Origin of the sequence: Hymenobacter properus, from assembly GCF_015694735.1 — a bacterium.
GTDB lineage: Bacteria > Bacteroidota > Bacteroidia > Cytophagales > Hymenobacteraceae > Hymenobacter > Hymenobacter properus.
In genome coordinates, this window is sequence record NZ_JADQDP010000003.1 from 700,158 (window position 1) to 719,863 (window position 19,706).

At 62.5% G+C, this 19,706-nt stretch carries 18 protein-coding genes; 13 read left to right on the forward strand and 5 right to left on the reverse strand.

Annotation, left to right across the window (positions count from 1 at the left end):
• Positions 1–85 precede the first annotated feature (85 nt).
• The 3 genes from I2I01_RS14895 (at position 86) to I2I01_RS14905 (ending at position 3,466) form a co-directional block, all read left to right on the forward strand.
• The gene (locus tag I2I01_RS14895) at positions 86–1,414 is read left to right on the forward strand and encodes an OmpP1/FadL family transporter (protein WP_196287268.1); all 1,329 of its coding nucleotides are present in this window, start codon (positions 86–88) and stop codon (positions 1,412–1,414) included.
• Between the two features lie 31 nt (positions 1,415–1,445).
• Positions 1,446–2,843 carry an SGNH/GDSL hydrolase family protein gene (locus I2I01_RS14900; protein ID WP_196287269.1) on the forward strand — a complete coding sequence of 466 codons (1,398 nt, stop codon included), beginning with the start codon at positions 1,446–1,448 and terminating at the stop codon, positions 2,841–2,843.
• Between the two features lie 152 nt (positions 2,844–2,995).
• Entirely contained in the window at positions 2,996–3,466 is a 471-nt protein-coding gene (locus I2I01_RS14905) for a lipocalin family protein (protein ID WP_196287270.1), read from the forward strand.
• Here I2I01_RS14905 and I2I01_RS14910 read toward each other — a convergent pair.
• Positions 3,463–4,431: a YpdA family putative bacillithiol disulfide reductase gene (locus tag I2I01_RS14910; RefSeq protein ID WP_196287271.1), complete on the reverse strand. Its 969-nt coding sequence runs from the start codon at positions 4,429–4,431 to the stop codon at positions 3,463–3,465. The genes I2I01_RS14905 and I2I01_RS14910 overlap by 4 nt on opposite strands.
• A 117-nt stretch (positions 4,432–4,548) precedes the next feature.
• On the opposite strand from I2I01_RS14910, the gene I2I01_RS14915 reads away from it, so the two are divergent.
• The gene (locus tag I2I01_RS14915) at positions 4,549–5,463 is read left to right on the forward strand and encodes a class I SAM-dependent methyltransferase (protein WP_196287272.1); all 915 of its coding nucleotides are present in this window, start codon (positions 4,549–4,551) and stop codon (positions 5,461–5,463) included.
• Positions 5,464–5,613: 150 nt separating this feature from the next.
• Here I2I01_RS14915 and I2I01_RS23570 read toward each other — a convergent pair whose 3' ends face one another.
• The gene (locus I2I01_RS23570; RefSeq protein ID WP_196287273.1) at positions 5,614–7,722 is read right to left on the reverse strand and encodes an alkaline phosphatase; all 2,109 of its coding nucleotides are present in this window, start codon (positions 7,720–7,722) and stop codon (positions 5,614–5,616) included.
• Between the two features lie 192 nt (positions 7,723–7,914).
• On the opposite strand from I2I01_RS23570, the gene I2I01_RS14925 reads away from it, so the two are divergent.
• The gene (locus I2I01_RS14925) at positions 7,915–8,985 is read left to right on the forward strand and encodes a ligand-binding sensor domain-containing protein (RefSeq protein ID WP_196287274.1); all 1,071 of its coding nucleotides are present in this window, start codon (positions 7,915–7,917) and stop codon (positions 8,983–8,985) included.
• 92 nt (positions 8,986–9,077) lie between these two features.
• Entirely contained in the window at positions 9,078–9,803 is a 726-nt protein-coding gene (locus I2I01_RS14930; protein WP_196287275.1) for a DUF434 domain-containing protein, read from the forward strand.
• 91 nt (positions 9,804–9,894) lie between these two features.
• On the opposite strand, the gene htpG is transcribed toward I2I01_RS14930, so the two are convergent.
• Both htpG and I2I01_RS14940 read right to left on the reverse strand, forming a co-directional pair.
• Positions 9,895–11,724, reverse strand: coding sequence for a molecular chaperone HtpG (gene htpG, locus I2I01_RS14935; protein WP_196287276.1), 1,830 nt, complete (start codon positions 11,722–11,724; stop codon positions 9,895–9,897).
• A gap of 186 nt (positions 11,725–11,910) precedes the next feature.
• Positions 11,911–12,402: a hypothetical protein gene (locus I2I01_RS14940; RefSeq protein WP_196287277.1), complete on the reverse strand. Its 492-nt coding sequence runs from the start codon at positions 12,400–12,402 to the stop codon at positions 11,911–11,913.
• 140 nt (positions 12,403–12,542) lie between these two features.
• Between I2I01_RS14940 and I2I01_RS14945 the strand changes: the two genes are divergently transcribed.
• The 5 genes from I2I01_RS14945 to I2I01_RS14965 all read left to right on the forward strand — a co-directional run bounded on the left by I2I01_RS14945 (position 12,543) and on the right by I2I01_RS14965 (position 17,298).
• Positions 12,543–12,887, forward strand: a complete 345-nt coding sequence (locus I2I01_RS14945) for a hypothetical protein (RefSeq protein ID WP_196287278.1) — start codon at positions 12,543–12,545, stop codon at positions 12,885–12,887.
• 116 nt (positions 12,888–13,003) lie between these two features.
• Complete coding sequence (locus I2I01_RS14950; protein WP_211537966.1) at positions 13,004–15,505, forward strand: TonB-dependent receptor; 2,502 nt, start codon at positions 13,004–13,006, stop codon at positions 15,503–15,505.
• Positions 15,506–15,634: 129 nt separating this feature from the next.
• The gene (locus I2I01_RS14955; RefSeq protein ID WP_196287279.1) at positions 15,635–16,210 is read left to right on the forward strand and encodes an RNA polymerase sigma factor; all 576 of its coding nucleotides are present in this window, start codon (positions 15,635–15,637) and stop codon (positions 16,208–16,210) included.
• A 3-nt stretch (positions 16,211–16,213) separates the two neighbouring features.
• Complete coding sequence (locus I2I01_RS14960) at positions 16,214–16,480, forward strand: hypothetical protein (protein ID WP_196287280.1); 267 nt, start codon at positions 16,214–16,216, stop codon at positions 16,478–16,480.
• A 125-nt stretch (positions 16,481–16,605) separates the two neighbouring features.
• Positions 16,606–17,298 carry a ClpP family protease gene (locus tag I2I01_RS14965; protein ID WP_196287281.1) on the forward strand — a complete coding sequence of 231 codons (693 nt, stop codon included), beginning with the start codon at positions 16,606–16,608 and terminating at the stop codon, positions 17,296–17,298.
• A gap of 27 nt (positions 17,299–17,325) precedes the next feature.
• Here the strand turns inward: I2I01_RS14965 and I2I01_RS14970 are convergent, their stop codons facing one another.
• Positions 17,326–17,991: an RNA polymerase sigma factor gene (locus I2I01_RS14970; RefSeq protein ID WP_196287282.1), complete on the reverse strand. Its 666-nt coding sequence runs from the start codon at positions 17,989–17,991 to the stop codon at positions 17,326–17,328.
• Between the two features lie 155 nt (positions 17,992–18,146).
• Between I2I01_RS14970 and I2I01_RS14975 the strand changes: the two genes are divergently transcribed.
• Complete coding sequence (locus I2I01_RS14975) at positions 18,147–18,566, forward strand: hypothetical protein (RefSeq protein ID WP_211537967.1); 420 nt, start codon at positions 18,147–18,149, stop codon at positions 18,564–18,566.
• A 47-nt stretch (positions 18,567–18,613) separates the two neighbouring features.
• Positions 18,614–19,675, forward strand: coding sequence for a GldM family protein (locus I2I01_RS14980; RefSeq protein ID WP_196287283.1), 1,062 nt, complete (start codon positions 18,614–18,616; stop codon positions 19,673–19,675).
• Positions 19,676–19,706 lie beyond the last annotated feature (31 nt).

A 19,706-nucleotide genomic window follows, 5' to 3' on the forward strand; every position in this document is an offset into this window, starting at 1 on the left:
ATATGCGGCTTGCCGAACAGTTGGGTTGATTTTTTGCGCTACTTTTAACCCTTGTAAACAACCCCACCCCAAATCTTTATTTTATATGACGGTTAAAAGACTACTCCTCGCGGGGGGCGCGCTGCTGGTCGGCACGTCGGCTGCCTCTGCCAGCGGCTTTCAAGTGAACCTCAACGGGCAGAAAAACAACGGCATGGGCGGCGTGGGCGTAGCCCTGACGCTCGACCAGGCTGCCATGTTCTACAACCCCGGTGCCCTGGCCATGGTGCGCGAAAACGGCGTGCAGGTGGGCGTGAACGCCGCCATTGCCCGCAACGCCTTCATTCCCGAAAGCGGCGGCGGCCAGTCTAACCTGCGCAACACCCTCGTGACGCCAGCCAACTTTTACGCCGGCTTCGGCCCGAAGGAAGGCAAGTGGAAAATCGGCATCGGCGCCTACACGCCCTTTGGCAGCGAGCTGCACTACGCCGACAACTGGGAGGGCCGCTATGCCCTCACCGACATCAACCTGCGCTCCATCTTCGCGCAGCTGACGGCCTCCTACGCCATCACGCCGCAGCTGAGCGTGGGCGCGGGCCTGGTGATGCTGGCCTACGGCGACGTGGACCTGCAAAAAGACGTGCCCCTGACGGCCCAGAGCGGCGCCCCCACGCCCCACGTCACCCTCAACGGCAAGGCCAAGCAAAGCTTCGGCTACAACGCCGGCATTTATTTCAAGCCCAGCGACAAACTGGCCGTGGGCGTGAGCTACCGCTCGCAGGTAGACGCCAAGATTGAGGACGGCGACGTGCGCCTGCGCGACGTGATTTACTCGACCGGCGGCAACTTCACGGCTAAAAACTTCTCGGCCACCTTGCCCCTGCCGGCCGTTGCCAACGCGGGCGTGGCCATCATGCCCACCGAAAAGCTGACGATATCGGCCGAAGCCAACCTCGTGTTCTGGAGCACCTACCGGACGCTCGACTTCACGTTCAGCGGCAACAACGGCTACGGCGACCGCCCTGCCACCGGCACCACGCCGGCTGTGGTGGGCACGCCCGGCCTGCTGGGCGGCAGCAGCACCTCCTCGGCCAAGCGCTACTACCAGGATGCGCTGGCGTTCCGCCTCGGCGGACAGTACAAAGTGACCGATGCCTTCACGGTGCGCGCCGGCGGCTTCTACGACATGGCGGCCGTGAAAGACGGCTACGTAACCCCGGAAACGCCCGACGCCGACCGCATTGGCCTGACGGCCGGTGCTTCCTATGAGTTTGGCAAGCGCTTCGGCATCGATGCTTCGTTCCTCTTCGAGGACTTCCTGAAACGCAGCCAGAGCCAGACCGACCTGCTGAACAACGGCACCACCGACCGCGTGGCTGGCACCTATAAAACCACCATTGCCGTGCCCGGCGTGGGGCTGTACGTTAAATTCTAATTCCCACCGGCTTCCAGACTGACGCACAACCATGAATTTTTCCGCTAAACACTCCTTGCCCGCCCTGGCCTTGCTAGGCCTGACGCTGGGCAGCTGCCAGCCCACGCTGGAGGACACCCGCCCCACCGCCGACGCCGGCCAGCTGAACTTCAGCAGCTACGTGGCCGTGGGCAACTCCCTTACCTCGGGCTACTCCGACGGCGGCCTCTACAACGAGGTGCAGGCCGTGTCGTACCCCGCCATTCTGGCCCAGCAGTTTGCCAAAACCGGCAAGGGCCCGGCCAGCTTCGTGCAGCCCGCTTTCTCGGCCGCTCGGAAGGACGGCTCGGGTTATATCAAGCTGCAGCTGGTGAATGGCGCAGCCGCGCCCGTGCAGCCCTCGGCCGCCAATAGCTTCCTGGGCGAGCAGGTGGCTTATACCGGCAATAACTTGCCGGCCCCGCCGCTCGGCTCGGGCCAACCGGAACTGGAAGCCTACACCGGTGCCCAGCCCGACAACCTGGGTGTGCCCGGTATTTCGGTACTCAGCGCCGACCGCACCGCCTCTTCGACGGGCAATGCCGTGCTGGATGCCACCACCCGCGCCACGGCCGGCGCCTATGGCAACGTGAACCCCTTCTATCAGCGCATTCTGCCCGCCGCCGACCGCGGCGTGAAAGACTACGTGACCTACATCGGCCAGAAAACGCCCACGTTCTTTACGTGCTGGATGGGTAACAACGACGTGCTGACTTACGCCACGGCCGGCGCCACCAGTAGCCTCACCACCAACCCCTTCAGTGGCCTGACCGACACCACCAGCTTCGGCCGGGGCTACCGCAACATCATCAACGCCATTTCCAAGAACGGTACGGTGAAGGGCGTGTGCGCCAACATTCCCAACGTAACGGCCATTCCGTACTTCAACACGGTGACGGTGGCGGCGGTGGCAGCGGCTTTCAAAGCCCAAAACGCCGCTTCGCCGGGTGTGTTCATCACCACCAGCGGCACGCCGTCGGTACGCCTGGCTACGTCTGCGGATTTGCTGACGCTGACGGCGCAAGCCGTAGTGGCCACGGGCGTGGGCTCAAGCCCCACCAATCCGCTGCCCAGCCAGTACGTGCTGGACGCCTCGGAAATCACAGCCATTACGACCCGCACCACCCAGCTGAACAACATCATTGCCAAAACAGCCCGCCAAAACAAGCTGGCCCTGGCCGACATGAACACGTTCTTCAACAACATTGCGGCACAGGGCGTGGTGACCAATGCCGTGAACAACACGGCCACGTTTGCCTCGGGTAACCTGTTCAGCCTCGATGGCGTGCACCCCACGCCCCGTGGCTACGCGGTGGTGGCCAACGAGTTCATCCGCGTCATCAATGCCTACTACGGCTCGCAAGTGCCGAGCGTGGCCCCGAACAACTACCGCGGCGTGTTGTTCCCGTAACCCGGTTGGCATCCGCCTCCTATCAGCCAAAAGCGCCAGTCCGAATCGGGCTGGCGCTTTTTTTTTAATGCCCAAGCAAGAACGGCGGGCCCCTGTTCAAGGTCGCTTACTTTAATTTGTGGGCTAAATAGCCTGCTTCAATGCCATTGACTATGACCAAACGCTACTCCTTTCTGAAGAAAATTGCGCTGCTTTCGGCCGTGACGGCCGCACTGCTCACCGGTTGCCAAAAGGACACGGAGAGCCCCGCTCCTGCCAGCAAAACCCAGCTGCTGACCAGCGACCCCTGGCACATCACGGCCTATACCCGCACCACGGGCAGCGCGGCCGCCGTTGATTACCTGCCTACGGCTTTCCCCACTGCCTGCGAGCGCGACGACCGGTACGCCTTCAATACCAACGGTGTGCAGATTCGCACGGAGGGCCCCACGGCCTGCAGCGGCAACACCTCGCAGACCGTGGTGGGCACCTACCCCTATAACATGAACTCGGCCCAGACCCAATTGACCATCGGTGGTACCACGTTCGATATTGTTACCCTTACGGCCGACGCCATGCAGCTGCGCTCGACGCGCACCAGCAACGGCACCACCATCGTCGACAACGTGACCTACGCCAACTAAGCCGCGACTTGCGCCGCCAGATGCGCCGCAATGAGCTGGGCGTGATGCCGGCCGTTTTCGATGAACCAGCGGCTGGTGGCGCGCCCGCCGCACACGGTGCCCGCCACGAACAAGCCGGGCCGGGTGGTTTCGTGCGTGGCGGGGTTGAAGAGCGGAGCGCGGGCGTCGTCGGCCGGGTCGGGCTCCACGCCGAGGCGGCCGAGCAAGGCTTCGTCGGGGTGGTAACCGGTGAGGGCGTACACGAAATCGGTGGGAATGGTGAGCGGGCCGTCGGGCGTGCGGACCTCCACGGCGTCGGGCCGAATGGCGGTGACGCAGGCGTTGAAATGCGCCGTGATGCGGCCCTCGGCAATGCGGTTCACAAGGTCGGGGCGAATCCAGTACTTCACGGAAGAGCTGATTTCGGGGCCGCGCACAATGAGCGTGACCTTGGCGCCGGCGCGGGTGAGCTGCAGGGCGGCTTTGGCCGAGGAGTTTTTGGCTCCGATGACGACGACGTGTTGCAGCACGTGCTGGAAAGGCTCCTTGTAGTAGTGGCTGACGTGGGGCAGGTCTTCGCCGGGCACGCCCAGCGGGTTGGGCAGGTCGTAGAAGCCGGTGGCCACGACGACGTTGCGGGCCGGGATTTCGCCCTTGCTAGTGGTGATGGTGAAATTGCCCTGCTCGCCTTCAAGCTTTAATACCGTTTCGTGCAGGCGGATGTCGAGCTTTTCGCTCCGGGCCACGCGCTGATAATAGTCGAGGGCGTCTTCGCGCAGGGGCTTGTAGTGGGCCGTGGGAAAGGGGTATCCGCCGATTTCGAGCAGCTCCGGCGTAGAAAAAAACTCCATATTGGTGGGGTAGCCGATGATGGAATTGACCAGCGCACCTTTTTCCACGATGGCCGTGCGCAGGCCTTTGCGCTGGGCTTCGAGGGCGCAGGCCAGGCCCACGGGGCCGGCACCGATGATGAGAACGTCGAGCATATGATGTAGAAACGCGTATTGGCGTTTAGTCCTTAAGAACAGTGAATGGGTAGGTTTCGTCCCGAAACCCATCGGCCCCGACGCGGAGACGCAAATATGCGTCTCTACCTTTGCGCTATGCGTACCTGTGACTTGTGCGGCAGCACCGATTTTAAGAAGCTGCCCTTCTATTACGAATTTGAAGGCCAACGGCTGCAAGGCACCCAATGCCGCAGTTGCGCCCTGATGTTTCTGGACCCGCAGCCCACCCCGGCGCAGCTGGAACGGCTCTACGGCAAGGACTATTTCACCGAGCGCCCCAACTACGACCGCACCCAGCAGGACGTGACATTCATTGAAGAAGGCCAGAAGCAGGATGCTTTAAACCACGTGCGGCCCGACAAGTTCACCAATTACATCCTGGCCAAATACCCGGGCCGCAAGTTCCGCTACCTCGATGTAGGCTGCGGCCCCGGCTACACCCTCAAAAGCCTCGAAGCGCTGGGCTGGGAAGCCCACGGCCTGGAAATATCGGAGCACGCCGCCGACTTTGCTCGTCGCGAACTGCACCTGCCCGTGGTAACGGGCAACATTGAAACCACCGAGGATTTCCACGAAAACCAGTTCGACCTCGCCTACATGGGCGATGTGCTGGAGCACCTGCTCTCGCCCAGCGCCACGCTGGCCAAGTTCCACCGCATTCTGGAGCCGGGCGGGCTGCTGGTGCTGGCCCTGCCCGCCACGCTCAACCTGCCCACCGTGCGCCTGGGCTTCGCGGCCTACGGCGCGCTGGGCAAGGAGCGCAAGATGGACATTCCACCCTACCACCTGTTTGAATTCACGCCGGCCACCATTACCAAAATGCTGAAGAAGCAGGGTTTTGAAGTAGTGGAGCTACTGAACCCGGTGAAGCCGCCGAAGAACATCCGCCTGGGCGGCAGCCTGCTGGAAAAAGCCAGCAAGCTGGCCGGGCAGTACCCCACCTATTACCTGAACAAGCTGACGGGTCGGTTTGGCGACCGGATGTTTGTGGTGGCGCGGAACGTGAAATAAACTCACAAAAAGAACGTCATGCTGAGCGCAGTCGAAGCATCTCTACCGCGCAAGTAAACCCCTGTTGATAGGATTACTTGCGCGGTAGAGATGCTTCGACTGCGCTCAGCATGACGTTCAGGACTTCATTCGTCCCTCAGCTTATGCTGTCTACAGCTTGATGGTGCGCTTGCTCACCACTTGACCGTTCATGGTAACAGCGGCGATATAGAGGCCGGCGCTGAGGCGGCTGCCGTCCACGGCTACAGAGTGCGTGCCGGTGCTGAAATTCTGGTTCGTAACCACGCTTTGCACGCGGCGGCCCATCTCGTCGAACAACTCGACGGTGACGGCTCCGGCGGTGGGCAGCGTGAAGCCCACGTTGAACTGGTTGAGGAAGGGCACCGGGCTCAGCTGCAGACCTTGCAGTTCGTCGGCCTTGGCGGGCGTGGTCCGCAGCGTGATGGTGTTGAAGAAGCTGGTGAGGCCCAGGAAGCGGGCCATAACGGGCGTGATGGACGTGTTATCCAGCAGGCCCTGGCCGGTGATGGCGGCGGCGTGCAAGGGGTTGTTGGTATTGTCTTCGGCCCCCACCCAGATGTCCTGGGGCGTGTGGTTGCCGGGGGTGCCGCCCTGGTTGCTGCCCACGCCGGTGCTGGCGCGGGTGCCGTTGCCGTTGGTGAGGGGGTTCGAGCCGTAGGCCACCACGATGCGCTTGCCCGTGGCCGAGGCCGGCTGCGGGTAGTCTTTGCCCTGGAAGGTGTTCATCACATAATCGGGGAACCAGCCGCCGGTGCCGCCGTCGCCGCGCAGCAAATTAGTGGGCGTGGCGTAGCCCGCCTCGGCCGCTACTGACTTGGTAATCTGGCCCGAATAGGTGCGGATTTTGGTACCGTTCTGCTGGGCGTCGGCCTCGTCGTGCAGGCCCGTTACGGCAAAGCCGCCGCACTCGTGGTCAGAGGTGCTAAAGATGAGCGTGTTGCCGGTGGTGGATGGGGTACCGAGCAGGGCGCGGCCCTCGGCCACGGCGTAGTCGAAAGCCAGCACCTCCTTAATCATGTAGTCGGAGGCGTACACGTTGGTGGTGCGGGCCGTGCTGGGCGTGGCCGTGTAGTTGGCTTCGCCGCCGCCCACGTAGGCGGGGCGGTCGGCCTCCACGGTGTACTGGTTGGTGCCCGCCGTAGCGCCCGCTACCACCGTGATGCCGCCGGTGTTGGCGTGCTCCAAGTGGTCGATGCGGCCGGCCTCTACCATTAGGAAGAAGCCTTTGCCGTTGCTCTTGGCCTTCAATACCTCGATGGCCATGTGGGTCATTTCGGCCAGCGAGGGCTCCCAGGCGGCGCTGGTTTGGCGGTCCTGCTCGTAGTTCACGTGCGAGCTGTTGAACAGGCCGAGCAGCTTCTTACCGCCTACGCCGTACTGGCTCAGGTTAATATTGTTAAGGGCGTCGCGGCTGTTCACATAGCCATAGTTGCGCTGGTTCACGGCGTAGCTTACCAGGTCCACGTCGTCGGCGCGGTTGCCGCGCAGGGTAGCGGCAGCACCGGTGGCGGGGTCGATGATGGCCGTGCCGTTGCGGTCCACGATGGTTTCGTAGGAGCTGGCGGCCGTGCGGGTGCGGGGCATGAAGTGGCGGGCGCCGCCGCCGAGAATCACGTCGAGTTCTACGCCCACTTTCGGGGTGGGCAACACCCAGTCGCGGGCCGCGGTGTAGCGGTACGAAGCGGTGGGGCTGCTGTTGAAAATGGCTTCGTACTGAGCTTGTGTGGAGGCAATGTATTGGGCAGAAATGTAGTCTTCCAGGTCGCGGAACCAGATGTGGCTGGCGAAGGCGGCCGGCGTGGCGTGCGTGATGCGGGCCGTGCTCACGAGGCCCACCGCGTAGCCCTGCTTCTTGGCGTTTTCCAGAATGGTTTCGATGGCCGCGCCGGAGCTGGGGTTCAGCGAAATCACTTCGTTATCCTGTTTGCCGGGCTTGCCGCAGGCATACACCGAAGCGCCGGGGGCCGAGTCCGTAATCCATGAGTTGAGCGAGTGCGTGGTGACGGTGGCGTTGTACTTCAGCTTGTCGAGGCTGAGCACTTGGAAGCCGGCGTCCGACGGGAAGCGCTTGCCCGTGGTGCCCTGGCCCATGGCCATGCGCGCGGCCGTTTTCGGGGCCAACCCGAAGCCGTCGCCGATGTAGATGATGACATTGTTGTTGGCCGCCTGGGCGCGGGCTTCCTGCCCGGCCAGCGCGGCCAGCAGCAGGCCGCCGCTGAGTAAAAGTTTGCCTTTCATAAATCCCTGAAAATTGAGGTGACTGGTTTTCGGCCGCAAAATTCCCGGGCCGCCGTGAGGCCGCCGTTACGGCCGCATCAACCATTCGTTACCAATAAAAAGCCCACCGTTTCATTTAGTAACAATTGCCTAACCAATGGCTTACTAGAGCAATTTTACCTTTGTGGTCACCTTTACCCAGCCGGCCCGCACATGCTTTTCCCTTCGCTCCTGCCCGCTTCCGTCCGCTTCCGCCCGGCCCTGCTGGGCCTGTTGCTGCTGAGCTTCTGCGGCGCCGCGCAGGCCAAGCCCCGCCCCCACTATGCCGTGGCTGGCAATGAAAAACCGGTGGCGCTGTTGCACGCGGGTCGCGCCACCTACCTCGTCACCGAACGCAGCGTGTTCCGGCTCGAAGGCAAAGAATTCGTGCGCAAGCAGCAGCTCGCGCAGTCCATTCAGTGCGCCGCCGTGGCTGATACGGCCCTGTGGCTGGGCACCCGCGCCGGCGTGCAAACCCTGAGCACGGCCACTTTCAAAGCACACCCGCTACCCTTGCCCGGCTCCGACGCCACGCCCGGCATCACGGCCGTTTTCCGCGATGCACGCGGCGCTATGTGGGTGGGTGCCAACGGCCAGGGCGTGTTCCGCTGGGCCAACCATACCTTCACCCAGGAGCTGCACACGCCGGCCATCAACGGCGGCGTGGCCACGGCCGACAGCTCCGTGTGGATTGCAACCAGCATCGGCCTCAGCCGAAAGCAGGGCACGGAGTGGACGCGCTACAACGAGGAAGGCGTGGCCAACCACGAAATCCCCGACAACATCGTGGAAAAGCTGCTGCCCGACAACGCCGGCAACCTCTGGGTGGTGATGTCGGACGCCATCTGTGTGTTTGAAAACAACGGCCAGCGCGGCGCGGCCGAGGAAGAACTGCCCTCCGTGAAGTTCATCGGCCGCCCCGGCAATGAAGTGATGGGCGTGGCCAGCGTGCCTGGTGCGGGGCGACTGTTCGCTACCGCCCAAGGCCTGCTCCTGCTGCCCAATGAGCCGGCCGGTTTCGCCAGCTTCGCTCCTTCAACCGATAAGGTGGAGCCCAAGCGCCTGCTGGTGCCGCTACCGCTTCTGCCCGAAACCGGCAACCCGACCTTGCTGCAGGTTGACCAACGGCAGCGCTTGTGGCTGGTGAGTCATTCGGGCGTGACCGTGCTGACCAATGCCGAGCTGCGCCGCCTGGTAGCTACCCGGGCCACCAGCAAGGCGCTGGCCAATCAGTCCACCCGCTAAGGACGCAGGCCCCTACGCAGCTATTGGTTTGCAGGAGTAGGAAATCCGGCGCTTTTCCGCCCAACTTGCTGCGGCTAACGCCTTCCCTGCTCATGCGTCCTGCCGACACGCGCCACCGCGGCCCCCACCCTGCCGACGACCATCTATTTGCGCCCCGCTGGTTGCCGGTGCTGCGCCAAGCCGTGGGGGAGTTGTCGTGGCTGCTCACGCGGGGCTACCCGCCCGCCAGCACCCTAAAGCTGGTGGGCGACCGGTACGGCCTCACCGAGCGCCAGCGCTGGGCCGTGGGCCGCGCTGCCTGCCCCGATGAGCAGTGCACGCAGCGCGCCGCCACCCGGCTGCCGCCCAGTGACCTCAACGGCCGGCCCGTGTCTATCGATGGCTTCAACCTGATTATCACCCTCGAAACTGCCCTGAGCGGCGGCGTGGTGCTGCGCGGGCGCGACGGGGCCCTGCGCGACCTTTCGAGCATTCATGGCACCTACCGGGCGGTGCAGGAAACTGACCGGGCCATTCGGCTGGCGGCTACTGCGCTGCTCACCATTGCGCCCGGCCCCGTGCGGTGGCTGCTCGACCAGCCTGTATCGAACAGTGGCCGGCTGGCGGCGCGCCTGCGCGAGCTGGGCCCGGCCTTGGGTTTGCCCTGGACAGCCGAAGTAGTGATGAACCCCGACCGCGTGCTGGCCGAAACCACCGATGTGGTCGTCACTTCCGATTCGGCTGTGCTCGACCGGGCCGGGGCCTGGCTCAACCTGGCCGACTTGGCCCTGGCCGTTGAGCCGCCGCGCTGGCTTCTCGATTTGGAGCCAGGCATCTGAAGCTGTGACCTTTAAGGCCGATGAGGCTTCAATAAAAAAGCACCCGGGGCCGTAGCCTCGGGTGCTTTCTATAGGTTGCAACTGAATGGTTTTACAGCAGTTCGGTGCTGCGCTTCACAAACGCCGTCAGTGCTTCGCCTTTCAGCAGGCCTTGCGAGAGCAGGGCCAAATCAAAGGCTTGCTTGGCCAACTGGTCGCCGCCGTCGGCCAGCACCTTGCTTACGAGCGGGTGGTTGGCGTTCACGGTCACGTCGTACGACTCGGGGAAAGCGCCGAACATCTGCATGCCGCCCCCGCCGCCGGTGCGCTGCATGTCCTTCATGCGGCGCATGAACTCGTTTTGGGTGATGACCACCGGGGCGTCCTGGGGCGAGAGGGCCGCCACTTTCACGTGCATGGCCGGGTTCGAGATGGCCGCGGTGAAGGTTTCCTCCAGCTTCTTGGTGTCGTCTTCGCTCAGCACGCTTTCGGTGGTGTCGTCCTTCTCGATGAGCTTGCTCACCGTGTCGGCGTCCACGCGCTTGAAGCTGGTTTTTTCGAGCTTCTGCTCCAGCAGGCCCACGAAGTGCGGGTCGAGCACCTGGTCGAAGTTCAGCACGTCGTAGCCGCGCTCCTGGGCGGCAGCCACGAAGCTGTGCTGGTGCTCGGCGTCGTTGGTGTAAAGCACCACCGTGTTGTCGTTCTTGTCCTTCTGGTTGGCCTGGATGTGCTCGGTGTACTCATTCAGGGTGAACAGCTTGCCGTCCACGTTCTTGAGCAGCACGAAGTCCTTGGCCTTGTCGTAGAACTTGTCGTCGGAGAGCATGCCGTACTTCACAAACAGGCCGATGTCAGACCACTTCTCCTCATAGCCGGCGCGGTCCTGCTTGAACAGGCTGCTCAGCTTGTCGGCCACCTTCTTGGTGATGTAGGTGTTGATTTTCTTCACCGCCGCGTCGGCCTGCAGGAAGCTACGGCTCACGTTCAGCGGGATATCGGGCGAGTCAATCACGCCGTGCAGCAGCATCAGGAACTCGGGCACCACGTCTTTCACCTCGTCGGTGATGAACACCTGGCGCGAGTACAGCTGAATCTTATTGCGTTGGAACTGCAGCTCGTCCTTCACCTTCGGGAAGTACAGGATGCCCGTGAGGTTGAACGGGTAGTCCACGTTCAGGTGAATCCAGAACAGGGGCTCGTCGGCGCTCATGGGGTAGAGCTCCTGGTAAAACTTCTTGTAGTCCTCGTCGGTCAGCTCCGAGGGCTGCTTGGTCCAGATGGGGTTCGTGTCGTTGATGAGCTCGCCTTCGAACTCAATCGGAATGGGCAGGAAGCGGCAATACTTGGCCAGGATGCCGCGCAGGCGCCCAGCTTCGAGGAATTCGTCCGAATCTTCGGCCACGTGCAGCACCACGTCGGTGCCGCGCTCGGCCTTGGCGTGCTCGCCTTCGGTTTCTTCCAGGGTGAATTCGGTGCTGCCGTCGCAGGTCCAGTGGGCCGTCAGGGTGTCGTCTTTGTACGACTTCGACCAGATTTCTACCTCCTTGGCCACCATGAAGGCCGAGTAGAAGCCCAGGCCGAACTGGCCGATAATCTGGTCTTTGGTGTTGGCGTCCTTCTCCTTATACTGCTCCACAAACTCGGTAGCGCCGGAGAAAGCAATCTGGTTGATGTACTTCTTAATTTCCTCGGCCGTCATGCCCAGGCCGTGGTCGGAAATCGTGATTTTGCGGGCTTCTTTGTCCACGGTCACGCGCACTTTCAGCTCGCCCAAGTCGCCCTTGTACTCGCCCAGTTGGGCTAGGCTTTTCAGCTTCTGGGTGGCGTCGACGGCGTTCGAAACCAGTTCCCGCAGGAAGATTTCGTGGTCGGAATACAAGAACTTCTTGATGATGGGGAAGATGTTCTCGGTGTGGATGGAGATAGAGCCGGTTTCTTGCATGATGTAGAATTTGAAACGGTTGAAAGCAGACGGAATGGCCGGGCACGGGGCGCCGGGCCGCTTACCAGGCGGCATTCAAAGCACGTTCCAAGGAGAAGGGCGCTGTCAGATTGACAGCGACGGGGCCCGGTTTTGCAGCGAGACGCCGGGATGCGTCCCACCATTCGGCCACTTTCCGAGTGGCTTCTAAAGCATGTACATCTGCCGCGACTCGCCCACACCGCCGGACGTGGGGCCGTGCACGGCATCCCATTCCGTTAGCAGGGCGGGGATGCGCTCGGAATAATCGCCAAGCCACTGCAGGCCGGGCGCGGCCGTAGAGAAAAACTGAATGTCAAACTTGATGAACGGCCGGAACAAGGCAATCAGCGAGTCGATGGCCAACTGGTTGTGCACCCGGCGGCGATGAATGGCCAGCACCACGCGCTGGAGCGGCAGCTTCACCAGCACAGGCATCCAGTTCACACCCAGCCACACCTGGTCGTACACGGAGATATCCGGGAAGGTATTCATTTCCAGCAGCATGTTCCGGATGCTGTGTTGGTTCACCAACTGCAGCAGCTGCTCGGCGCTGTTGCGGAAGGTGCGCATGTCCTCGCCCGCGGCCCATTCCACGCGCAACAAGCTCAGGGCTTCGTCGTACTGCAGCGAAAGGTCTGGGATGGAGGTAATAATCACAAAAAACTCGAAAAAGGGGGCTCCTTTTAGGAGCCGTGGGCCATACGTAATAACCCAGGGCCTCGGATTGCCCGAAACCGAAATATCAGCATTTTTTTTCGGGGCCAGCAGCTTTGTCTGTTTCCGCCCATCTTTGCACCGTGCAAGCCCTGCGTTCCCATCTCGCCATTTTGCTGCTGCTGTGTCTGATTCGGACGCTGCTGCCCGAGGCATGGATTCTGGCCTTGCACCCCCACGAGCACACCACCGAAGAGCCAGCCCACGCGCCGGCTTTCCGGTACAAGGGCAAGGCCCTCATCAGCAAGCAGCACAAGCACTGCCCGGTTGAGCAGCTCTACAACGTGCCCTTTCTGCCGAGCGCGCCCCTGCTGACGCCTGCGCCGGTGGCCCGGCCGTGCTTTGCCACCGCGCCCGTGCCCACAGTGGCCACGGCGCCCTGGATAGCCCGGCAGCCCGCCCAGCTGCGCGGCCCGCCCACTGCCTAAGCGGCACCCCGGCTTCTGTTGATTTTTAAGCTACGCCCTGCCCCGACTGCGCCGCGGTCCGGGGGCCGGCGCTTGCGCTTATGCCGCCTTCTTGGCGCGGCCCTCCCTTTTATTTCATGTTTGCTGCCTTATCGAAAACTGATTTTCTAAAAATTCGCCCCACTGCGCTCACGATGCTGGGCTTATTGAGTGGCTCTATTGCGCCGGCCCTGGCCCAAAGCGGTAGCCCTGCCGCTGCTCCGGCTGCCGCCACCCGCGGCCGGGCTACCGCCGCGCCCGTCACCGGCCGCGTGGTAGATGCCGCTACCGGTGAGGCCCTGCCCGGCTCCACCGTTTTATTTGACGACCTGAAGCAGGGCGCCGCCACCGGGCCCGACGGCAGCTTCTCGTTTGCCAACCTGCCGCGCGGGCGTTTCACCATGCAAGTCCGCTCCCTTGGCTACAACACCGTGACGCAAACCGTGGACACGGGCAGCGGCCAGCCGCTGGAAATCAAGCTCACGGCGGCGGCTACCGAAATCGGCCAAGTGGTGGTGACGGGCGTGAGCCAGGCCACGCAGCTGCGGCGCTCGCCGGTGCCCACCACGGTGGTGGACCGCACGCGGCTGAATCAAACCTCCAGCACCAACATCGTGGATGCCATTGCCCACACGCCCGGCGTGGCTCAGATTACGACCGGTGCGGCTATCAGCAAGCCAGTGGTGCGCGGGCTGGGCTACAACCGGGTGGTGACCCTGAACAACGGCGCCCGCCAGGAAGGCCAGCAGTGGGGCGACGAGCACGGCATTGAGATGGACGAGTTTAGCATCGACCGGGCCGAGATTATCAAGGGGCCGGGCTCGCTGCTGTACGGCTCCGATGCCATGGCCGGCGTCATCAACTTCGTGGCGCCCGACCCGGTAGCGGAGGGCCGCATCCTGGGCACGGCCACCGCCAACTATCAGACCAACAACCACCAGCAAGGCTACTCGCTACTGAATGCGGGCAACCTCAATGGCCTGAACTGGCTGGTGCGCGGCACCCGCAAGGTGGCCGGCAACTACCAGAACCGCTACGACGGCCGCGTGTACAACTCCGGCTTCAACGAGTGGGACGCCAACGGCTACGTGGGCGTGAACAAAAGCTGGGGCTATTCGCATCTCACGTTCAGCAGCTTCAACCAGCGCGTGGGGCTGACCGAGGGCGCCCGCGACGAGAAGGGCCGCTTCCTGAAGGATGTGCCCAGCGGCGACTCGACCCTGAGCGTGCCGGTAACCGATGCCGACCTGCGCGGCTACGGCCTGGCCGTGCCCCAGCAGCAGATTAATCACCTGCGCATCGGTACTGACAACAACTTCATTCTGGGCGACCAGGGCGGGCGCCTGACCTTGCAGGTGAGCTACCAGCAGAACCTGCGCCGCGAGTATGGCAACGCGCTCGACCCCTCGGAAACCTCGCTTTATTTCCAGCTGCGCACCGTGGACTACGCCCTGCGCTACTTTCTGCCGGAGCGCAACGGCTGGAACCTGACCGTGGGCAGCACCGGCCTGCACCAGCAAAACCGCAACCTGGGCGTAGAATTCCTGATTCCGGCCTACCGCGTGAACGAGGGCGGTGTGTTTGGCGTGGCCAAGAAAACCATTGGCGCGCTCGACATCAGCGGTGGCCTGCGCTATGATGTGCGCCAGATTTCGGCCGACCGCCTGCTGCTCGATGACAATGAGCGGCCCAGCACCGACCCCTCGGCGGAGGTGAAGTTTCCGGGCTTCCGCAGCAACTTTCACAACTACAGCGGCAGCCTGGGGCTGGCCTACAGCCTGAATGAACGCCTCACAGTGAAGGCCAACCTGGCCCGGGGCTTCCGGGCACCCAACATTGCCGAGCTGGGCTCGAACGGCCAGCACGAGGGCACCATTCGCTACGAAATCGGCAATGAAAACCTGGCCGCCGAAACCAGCCTGCAGGTAGATGCCGGCGTGAGCTACGCCACGGAGCACGTCAGCTTCAGCGTCGATGCCTTCGAAAACAGCATCAGCAACTACATTTTCACGCGGCGCCTGCTCACGGCCAGCGGGGCCGACTCCTTGCGCGACGACACCGGCGCCTACAAGTACGAACAGGGCCAGGCCCGCCTCTACGGCGGCGAGGTGAGCCTCGACTTCCACCCCCACCCGCTCGACTGGCTGCACTTCGAAAACTCGTTTTCGATGGTGCGCGCCCGGCAGCTGGACGTGGAAGCCGACCAGCGCTACCTGCCCTTCATCCCGGCCGACCGGCTGCAGTCGGAGCTGCGGGCCAACTTCCGCCGCCAGGGCAAGCGCCTCACCAACCCCTACGCGCGCCTACAGATGGAGCACACCTTCGCCCAGAACCGCTACTTTTCGGCCTTCGATACCGAGACGGCCACGCCCGGCTACACCTTGTTCAACGCCGGTGTGGGCACCGACGTGGCTTCGGCCACCGGCCGCACGCTGTTCTCGCTGTTTGTCACGGCCAACAACCTGTTCGACGTGGGCTACCAAAGCCACCTCAGCCGCTTGAAATATGCCGACTATAACGCTGCTAACGGCCGCACCGGCGTGTTTAACCAGGGCCGCAACGTGAGCGTGCGGCTGGTGGTGCCCCTGTCGTTTAAGTAGGCATCTGCATGAAAGCACTTGATTGCCAGCCGCCCTGCTTTGGAACCAGAAAGCAGGGCGGCTATTTTTTTGTTGTAACCGGTGATAGTTGGGCCGAAACTGGATTACTTAGATACAACTCCAACCGCCATGGTTACTTCTCCCGAATTTCTATCTGCCGCCACGCTTCGCGCCGCCCTGCTGGCCGACCGCGAGCAGGCTCTGACCCGACTCTATCGCCAAGCCTTTCCGCTGGTACGCCGGCACGTGTGTGGCCACGGCGGCACGGCCGAGGACGCGCAGGATGTGTTTCACGATGCGCTGGTGATTCTGTACGAGCAAGCGGTGGGCGGACAGCTAACCCTCATCGCCTCGGCCAGCACCTACCTGCTGGGCATCGGCCGCAACCTGTGGCGGCATGAGCAGCGCCGCCGCGCCCGCCTCCCGCAGGACGCCCTACCCGACGACCCCAGCGCGCTGGAAGCCGAAGCTGCCCCCGAAACCGACGAAACCCGCTTCGCCGTGCTCGACTACGTGGAGCAGCTGGGCGCCCGGTGCAAGAACATACTGCTGGCCTTCTATTACTTCCAGCAGCCGCTCACGCAGATTGCCGCCGACCACGACTACCGCTCCGTGCGCTCGGCCACGGTACAGAAATTCAAGTGCCTGGAGCGGCTGCGCAACTCGGTGCGCCGGGCTTTCCGGTCCGAAACCATTGACTACTAAGCCATGCGCCCCGAACTCGAACGCCTACGTTTGATTGAGCAACAGCTGCTGAACAGCTCCACTGCCCTGCCGGCCGAGGACTGGCAGCTGCGCCTGCTGCTCGATGGCGAATTAGCTGCCGACACGGCTGCCCAGCAGCAGCTTTACCAGGGCCTGCGCCTGGCCGGCCGGCGGCAGCTGCGCCGCGAGCTGGCCGACATTCACGCCCGGCTTTATGAGCTGCCCGCCAGCCCGTGGGCGCGGCTCTGGCAACGGATGAAGCCGTGGTAACCGGCTGTTGAATCCGCCTTCTTTCTAATCAATCATCCCACACGGGTTAGCATCTCCCTTCGCCTTTTCCGGCGAAGCGGGGCTTCCTGTGCCTCATTTTTTTCGTTTTCAAACCACTCCATCTCATGCTTAGCAAATTGGAATTTCGAAAATTTGCCGTGCACGGCCAGGGCCTCAACGGCATCGCCGTGGACCAGTTTCTCACCCACGCCGAAGGCCGCGCCCGTCAGCACTTCACCGGCATGACCCGCTCCGTGATTGAGGAGCGGCCCACGCGCTTCGCCGAAATCGACGTGTTTTCACGCCTTATTATGGACCGCATCATTTTCCTGGGCCAGGCTGTCGACGACAACATTGCCAACATCATCAACGCCCAGCTGCTTTTCCTGGAATCAGTGGATGCGCGCAAGGACATTCTGCTTTACATCAATTCGCCGGGCGGCTCGGTGTATGCCGGGCTGGGCATGTACGACACCATGCAATACGTGCGGCCCGACGTGGCCACCATCTGCACCGGGCTGGCGGCCAGCATGGGGGCCTTCCTACTCTGCGGCGGGGCCCTGGGCAAACGCTCGGCCCTGCCCCACGCCCGCGTCATGATTCACCAGCCCAGCGGCGGCGTGCAGGGTCCCTCGTCCGATATCGAAATCACGGCCCGGGAGGTGGTGAAGCTGCGCCAGGAGCTCTACGGCATCTACGCCGAGCGCACCGGCAAAACCTACCAGCAAATCCACGACGACTCAGACCGCGACTACTGGATGCGCGCGGATGAGGCGAAGGAGTACGGGCTGATTGACGAGGTGCTGACGCGGGCGTAGCGCAAGAAGCAGATTCGCGGACTGCAGCTACGCAACGGGTTGCAGGCGCGCCAACACGAGGCGCACCATGCGGTCGCAACGGGGCCCCAGGTACGGGAAGGCGTGCTGCGGGGCAAAATCTTCGAGCTGGGTCCGCAGCTGCTCGCGGGCCCGGAGCAGGCGCACTTTCACATTGGCTTCGCTCAGGCCCAGCGTGTGAGCGGTTTCGGCTACGCTCAGGCCTTCTACTTCGCGCAGAATAAAGACGCTGCGGTAGTTGGTGGGCAGCGCCTGCACGGCTTGTTCCAGGGCAATGCGCAGCTCGTTGTTGAGGGCCAGGTGCACGGGCGTGGGCACGTCGGCAGCCCGCGCGCCGGCTGGCATGCCCGTGCCATCATCGTCGAGCCCCACAAAGCGGTGCTGGCGCCGCCGGCCCATCAGGCACTCGTTCAGCAGAATGCGCGTGAGCCAGGTGGCGAAGCTGGCCCGGCTGGCAAAACTGGCCAGATGCTCGTAGGCTTTCACCCAGGAAATTTGCATGGCTTCCTCGGTGGCGGAGGCCTCGCCCAGCACGGCCATGCCGGCGCGGTACAACCGCTGGTTGTAGCGGCGCATGAGCAGTTCAAACAACTGCTTTTCGCCGGCGAGGACGCGCTGAATTACTTCCAGGTCGGAAAGGGGCGTGTAGGGCATGGGAGGGAGCGACAGGAGCATGAGCAGTGCAAGGCCGGCCCGGCCCTGAGCCCCTTAGATGCACCAGCGGCCGAAAGGTTACAGGAATTTGGGCCATAAAAAAAGGCGCCAAAAAGCTGTAACCTCCCTTCGCACAGCCGCATCTAATGGCCAAACCTCACCAATTTCTCAACGCCATGGAAACCGTTTCGTATTCTTCCGCCGCCGTGCGTCCTGCCGCCGCTCCCACCTCCACCTTGGGCACGGTGGTGCAGGTGCTGCGCCTCACGTATGGCCTGGTGCCCATCGTGGCCGGCCTCGACAAGTTCACCAACCTGCTCACCAACTGGGAAGCCATGCTGCCGGCGGGCCTGGCCCACATGCTGCCTGTCTCGGCCCACACGTTTATGCTCATCGTTGGCATCATTGAAGTAATAGCCGGGGTGCTGGTGCTGCTGCGGCCACGCATTGGGGCCTGGGTGGTGATGGGCTGGCTCATTGCCATTGCGGCAACCCTGCTTGCCGGCGGGCATTACTTCGACGTGGCCGTACGCGACCTGGTGATGGCTGTGGGTGCCTGGGCCCTGGCGCGGCTGAGCGCCCAGGTGCTGCACTAAACGCCGCGAAGCTAGGGTTGCCATCGCAGCCCACGAATTCGATGTGCGTGACAGAAGTGCTATATCCATCAGGAGCAGCACGTAAACGAATCAGCGCGGACTTCCAGCCTGCATCACCACAAGAGCCATTGGCACAGGGTAGCGGGCCGGAAAGCCGCGCTGCTTTTTGGCGGCTGTTCATTACGCACTACGGCCGCGCTGGCAGCGTTTTCGCTTTACTTTTAAGTGGTCCTTTTCACTATTCTATGCGAGCGCGCTTTCTACTTCCAGCCTTGTGGCTGTTGAGCCTGTTGCTGCTCGCGGCGCATGTGCAGGCACAAAACTGCCCGTTGCGGGGACCGTGGCGGGTGATATATCAGCCGCGTATCATGCATACACGCAATTGGGATAATGCAACGGATACCGTTATCACCTTAAATAACGATGTCGAGTTAATTCCGGCGCGGTGGAACGCCTCTCCGGACTCCATTCAACTATTCGCCCGCTGCGAAAACCAACTTATTGCACCAGCAGCACCGCGTAGTGGGCAGTCCGCTATCCGTTTCGTTTCGACTGGTGCTACCAGCAGGCTCGATGCGAGTAAACGACGCTTCATCATCGTGCCTTTCGCGCCAGAAGTCACTCTGTGGGCTTATAAGGGCCGGGCCCTGCTGTTTAAGCACGAGTTCAAGGTTGTCTCCCCGCCTGCACCCACGATAAGCTGCACCCTAAATAATGGCAACGACGTCTGCTCCTGCTACGGTACGGCCCCGTTGCACACTTACACTAAGCCAAACGAACAATACTCCCTAACCGTGCGTGCCGTGCCAGACCCGTACCTGGAAACGATGATGTTCGACGACGCTCAATACCGGCTGAAGGGATACAGCGTTACCCTGATGCGAAATGGCACCCCGCTCGAACCCGCTCAAGTGTGCAATACTCCTACTATTAATCTATCCCTTTTCCAAAGCATAGTGGCGCCGGGCGACCAACTGCTGGTGGAGGTGCATCAGGCGCAGCGCAAGAATTTTAAGGGCCAAATTGAAGACTTGGCCCTTGAGGGCACCAAAATTATTTCCATTCCAGTGCCAGTTTCCTACGAGGCACCTGAAGGGCAGGGATGGTGACAACAGCTAAACTATTTGGTGGTTGAGGTTT

What these genes read in the sequence shown, in the direction of transcription:
- I2I01_RS14950 (WP_211537966.1), top strand. Translation starts at nt 13,004, where the DNA reads ATGTTTGCTGCCTTATCGAAAACTGATTTTCTAAAAATTCGCCCCACT.
- I2I01_RS14960 (WP_196287280.1), top strand. Translation starts at nt 16,214, where the DNA reads ATGCGCCCCGAACTCGAACGCCTACGTTTGATTGAGCAACAGCTGCTG.
- I2I01_RS14925 (WP_196287274.1), top strand. Translation starts at nt 7,915, where the DNA reads ATGCTTTTCCCTTCGCTCCTGCCCGCTTCCGTCCGCTTCCGCCCGGCC.
- I2I01_RS23570 (WP_196287273.1), bottom strand. Translation starts at nt 7,722, where the DNA reads ATGAAAGGCAAACTTTTACTCAGCGGCGGCCTGCTGCTGGCCGCGCTG.
- I2I01_RS14910 (WP_196287271.1), bottom strand. Translation starts at nt 4,431, where the DNA reads ATGCTCGACGTTCTCATCATCGGTGCCGGCCCCGTGGGCCTGGCCTGC.
- I2I01_RS14975 (WP_211537967.1), top strand. Translation starts at nt 18,147, where the DNA reads ATGGAAACCGTTTCGTATTCTTCCGCCGCCGTGCGTCCTGCCGCCGCT.
- I2I01_RS14970 (WP_196287282.1), bottom strand. Translation starts at nt 17,991, where the DNA reads ATGCTCCTGTCGCTCCCTCCCATGCCCTACACGCCCCTTTCCGACCTG.
- I2I01_RS14955 (WP_196287279.1), top strand. Translation starts at nt 15,635, where the DNA reads ATGGTTACTTCTCCCGAATTTCTATCTGCCGCCACGCTTCGCGCCGCC.
- I2I01_RS14900 (WP_196287269.1), top strand. Translation starts at nt 1,446, where the DNA reads ATGAATTTTTCCGCTAAACACTCCTTGCCCGCCCTGGCCTTGCTAGGC.
- I2I01_RS14905 (WP_196287270.1), top strand. Translation starts at nt 2,996, where the DNA reads ATGACCAAACGCTACTCCTTTCTGAAGAAAATTGCGCTGCTTTCGGCC.
- I2I01_RS14915 (WP_196287272.1), top strand. Translation starts at nt 4,549, where the DNA reads ATGCGTACCTGTGACTTGTGCGGCAGCACCGATTTTAAGAAGCTGCCC.
- htpG (WP_196287276.1), bottom strand. Translation starts at nt 11,724, where the DNA reads ATGCAAGAAACCGGCTCTATCTCCATCCACACCGAGAACATCTTCCCC.
- I2I01_RS14930 (WP_196287275.1), top strand. Translation starts at nt 9,078, where the DNA reads ATGCGTCCTGCCGACACGCGCCACCGCGGCCCCCACCCTGCCGACGAC.
- I2I01_RS14895 (WP_196287268.1), top strand. Translation starts at nt 86, where the DNA reads ATGACGGTTAAAAGACTACTCCTCGCGGGGGGCGCGCTGCTGGTCGGC.
- I2I01_RS14965 (WP_196287281.1), top strand. Translation starts at nt 16,606, where the DNA reads ATGCTTAGCAAATTGGAATTTCGAAAATTTGCCGTGCACGGCCAGGGC.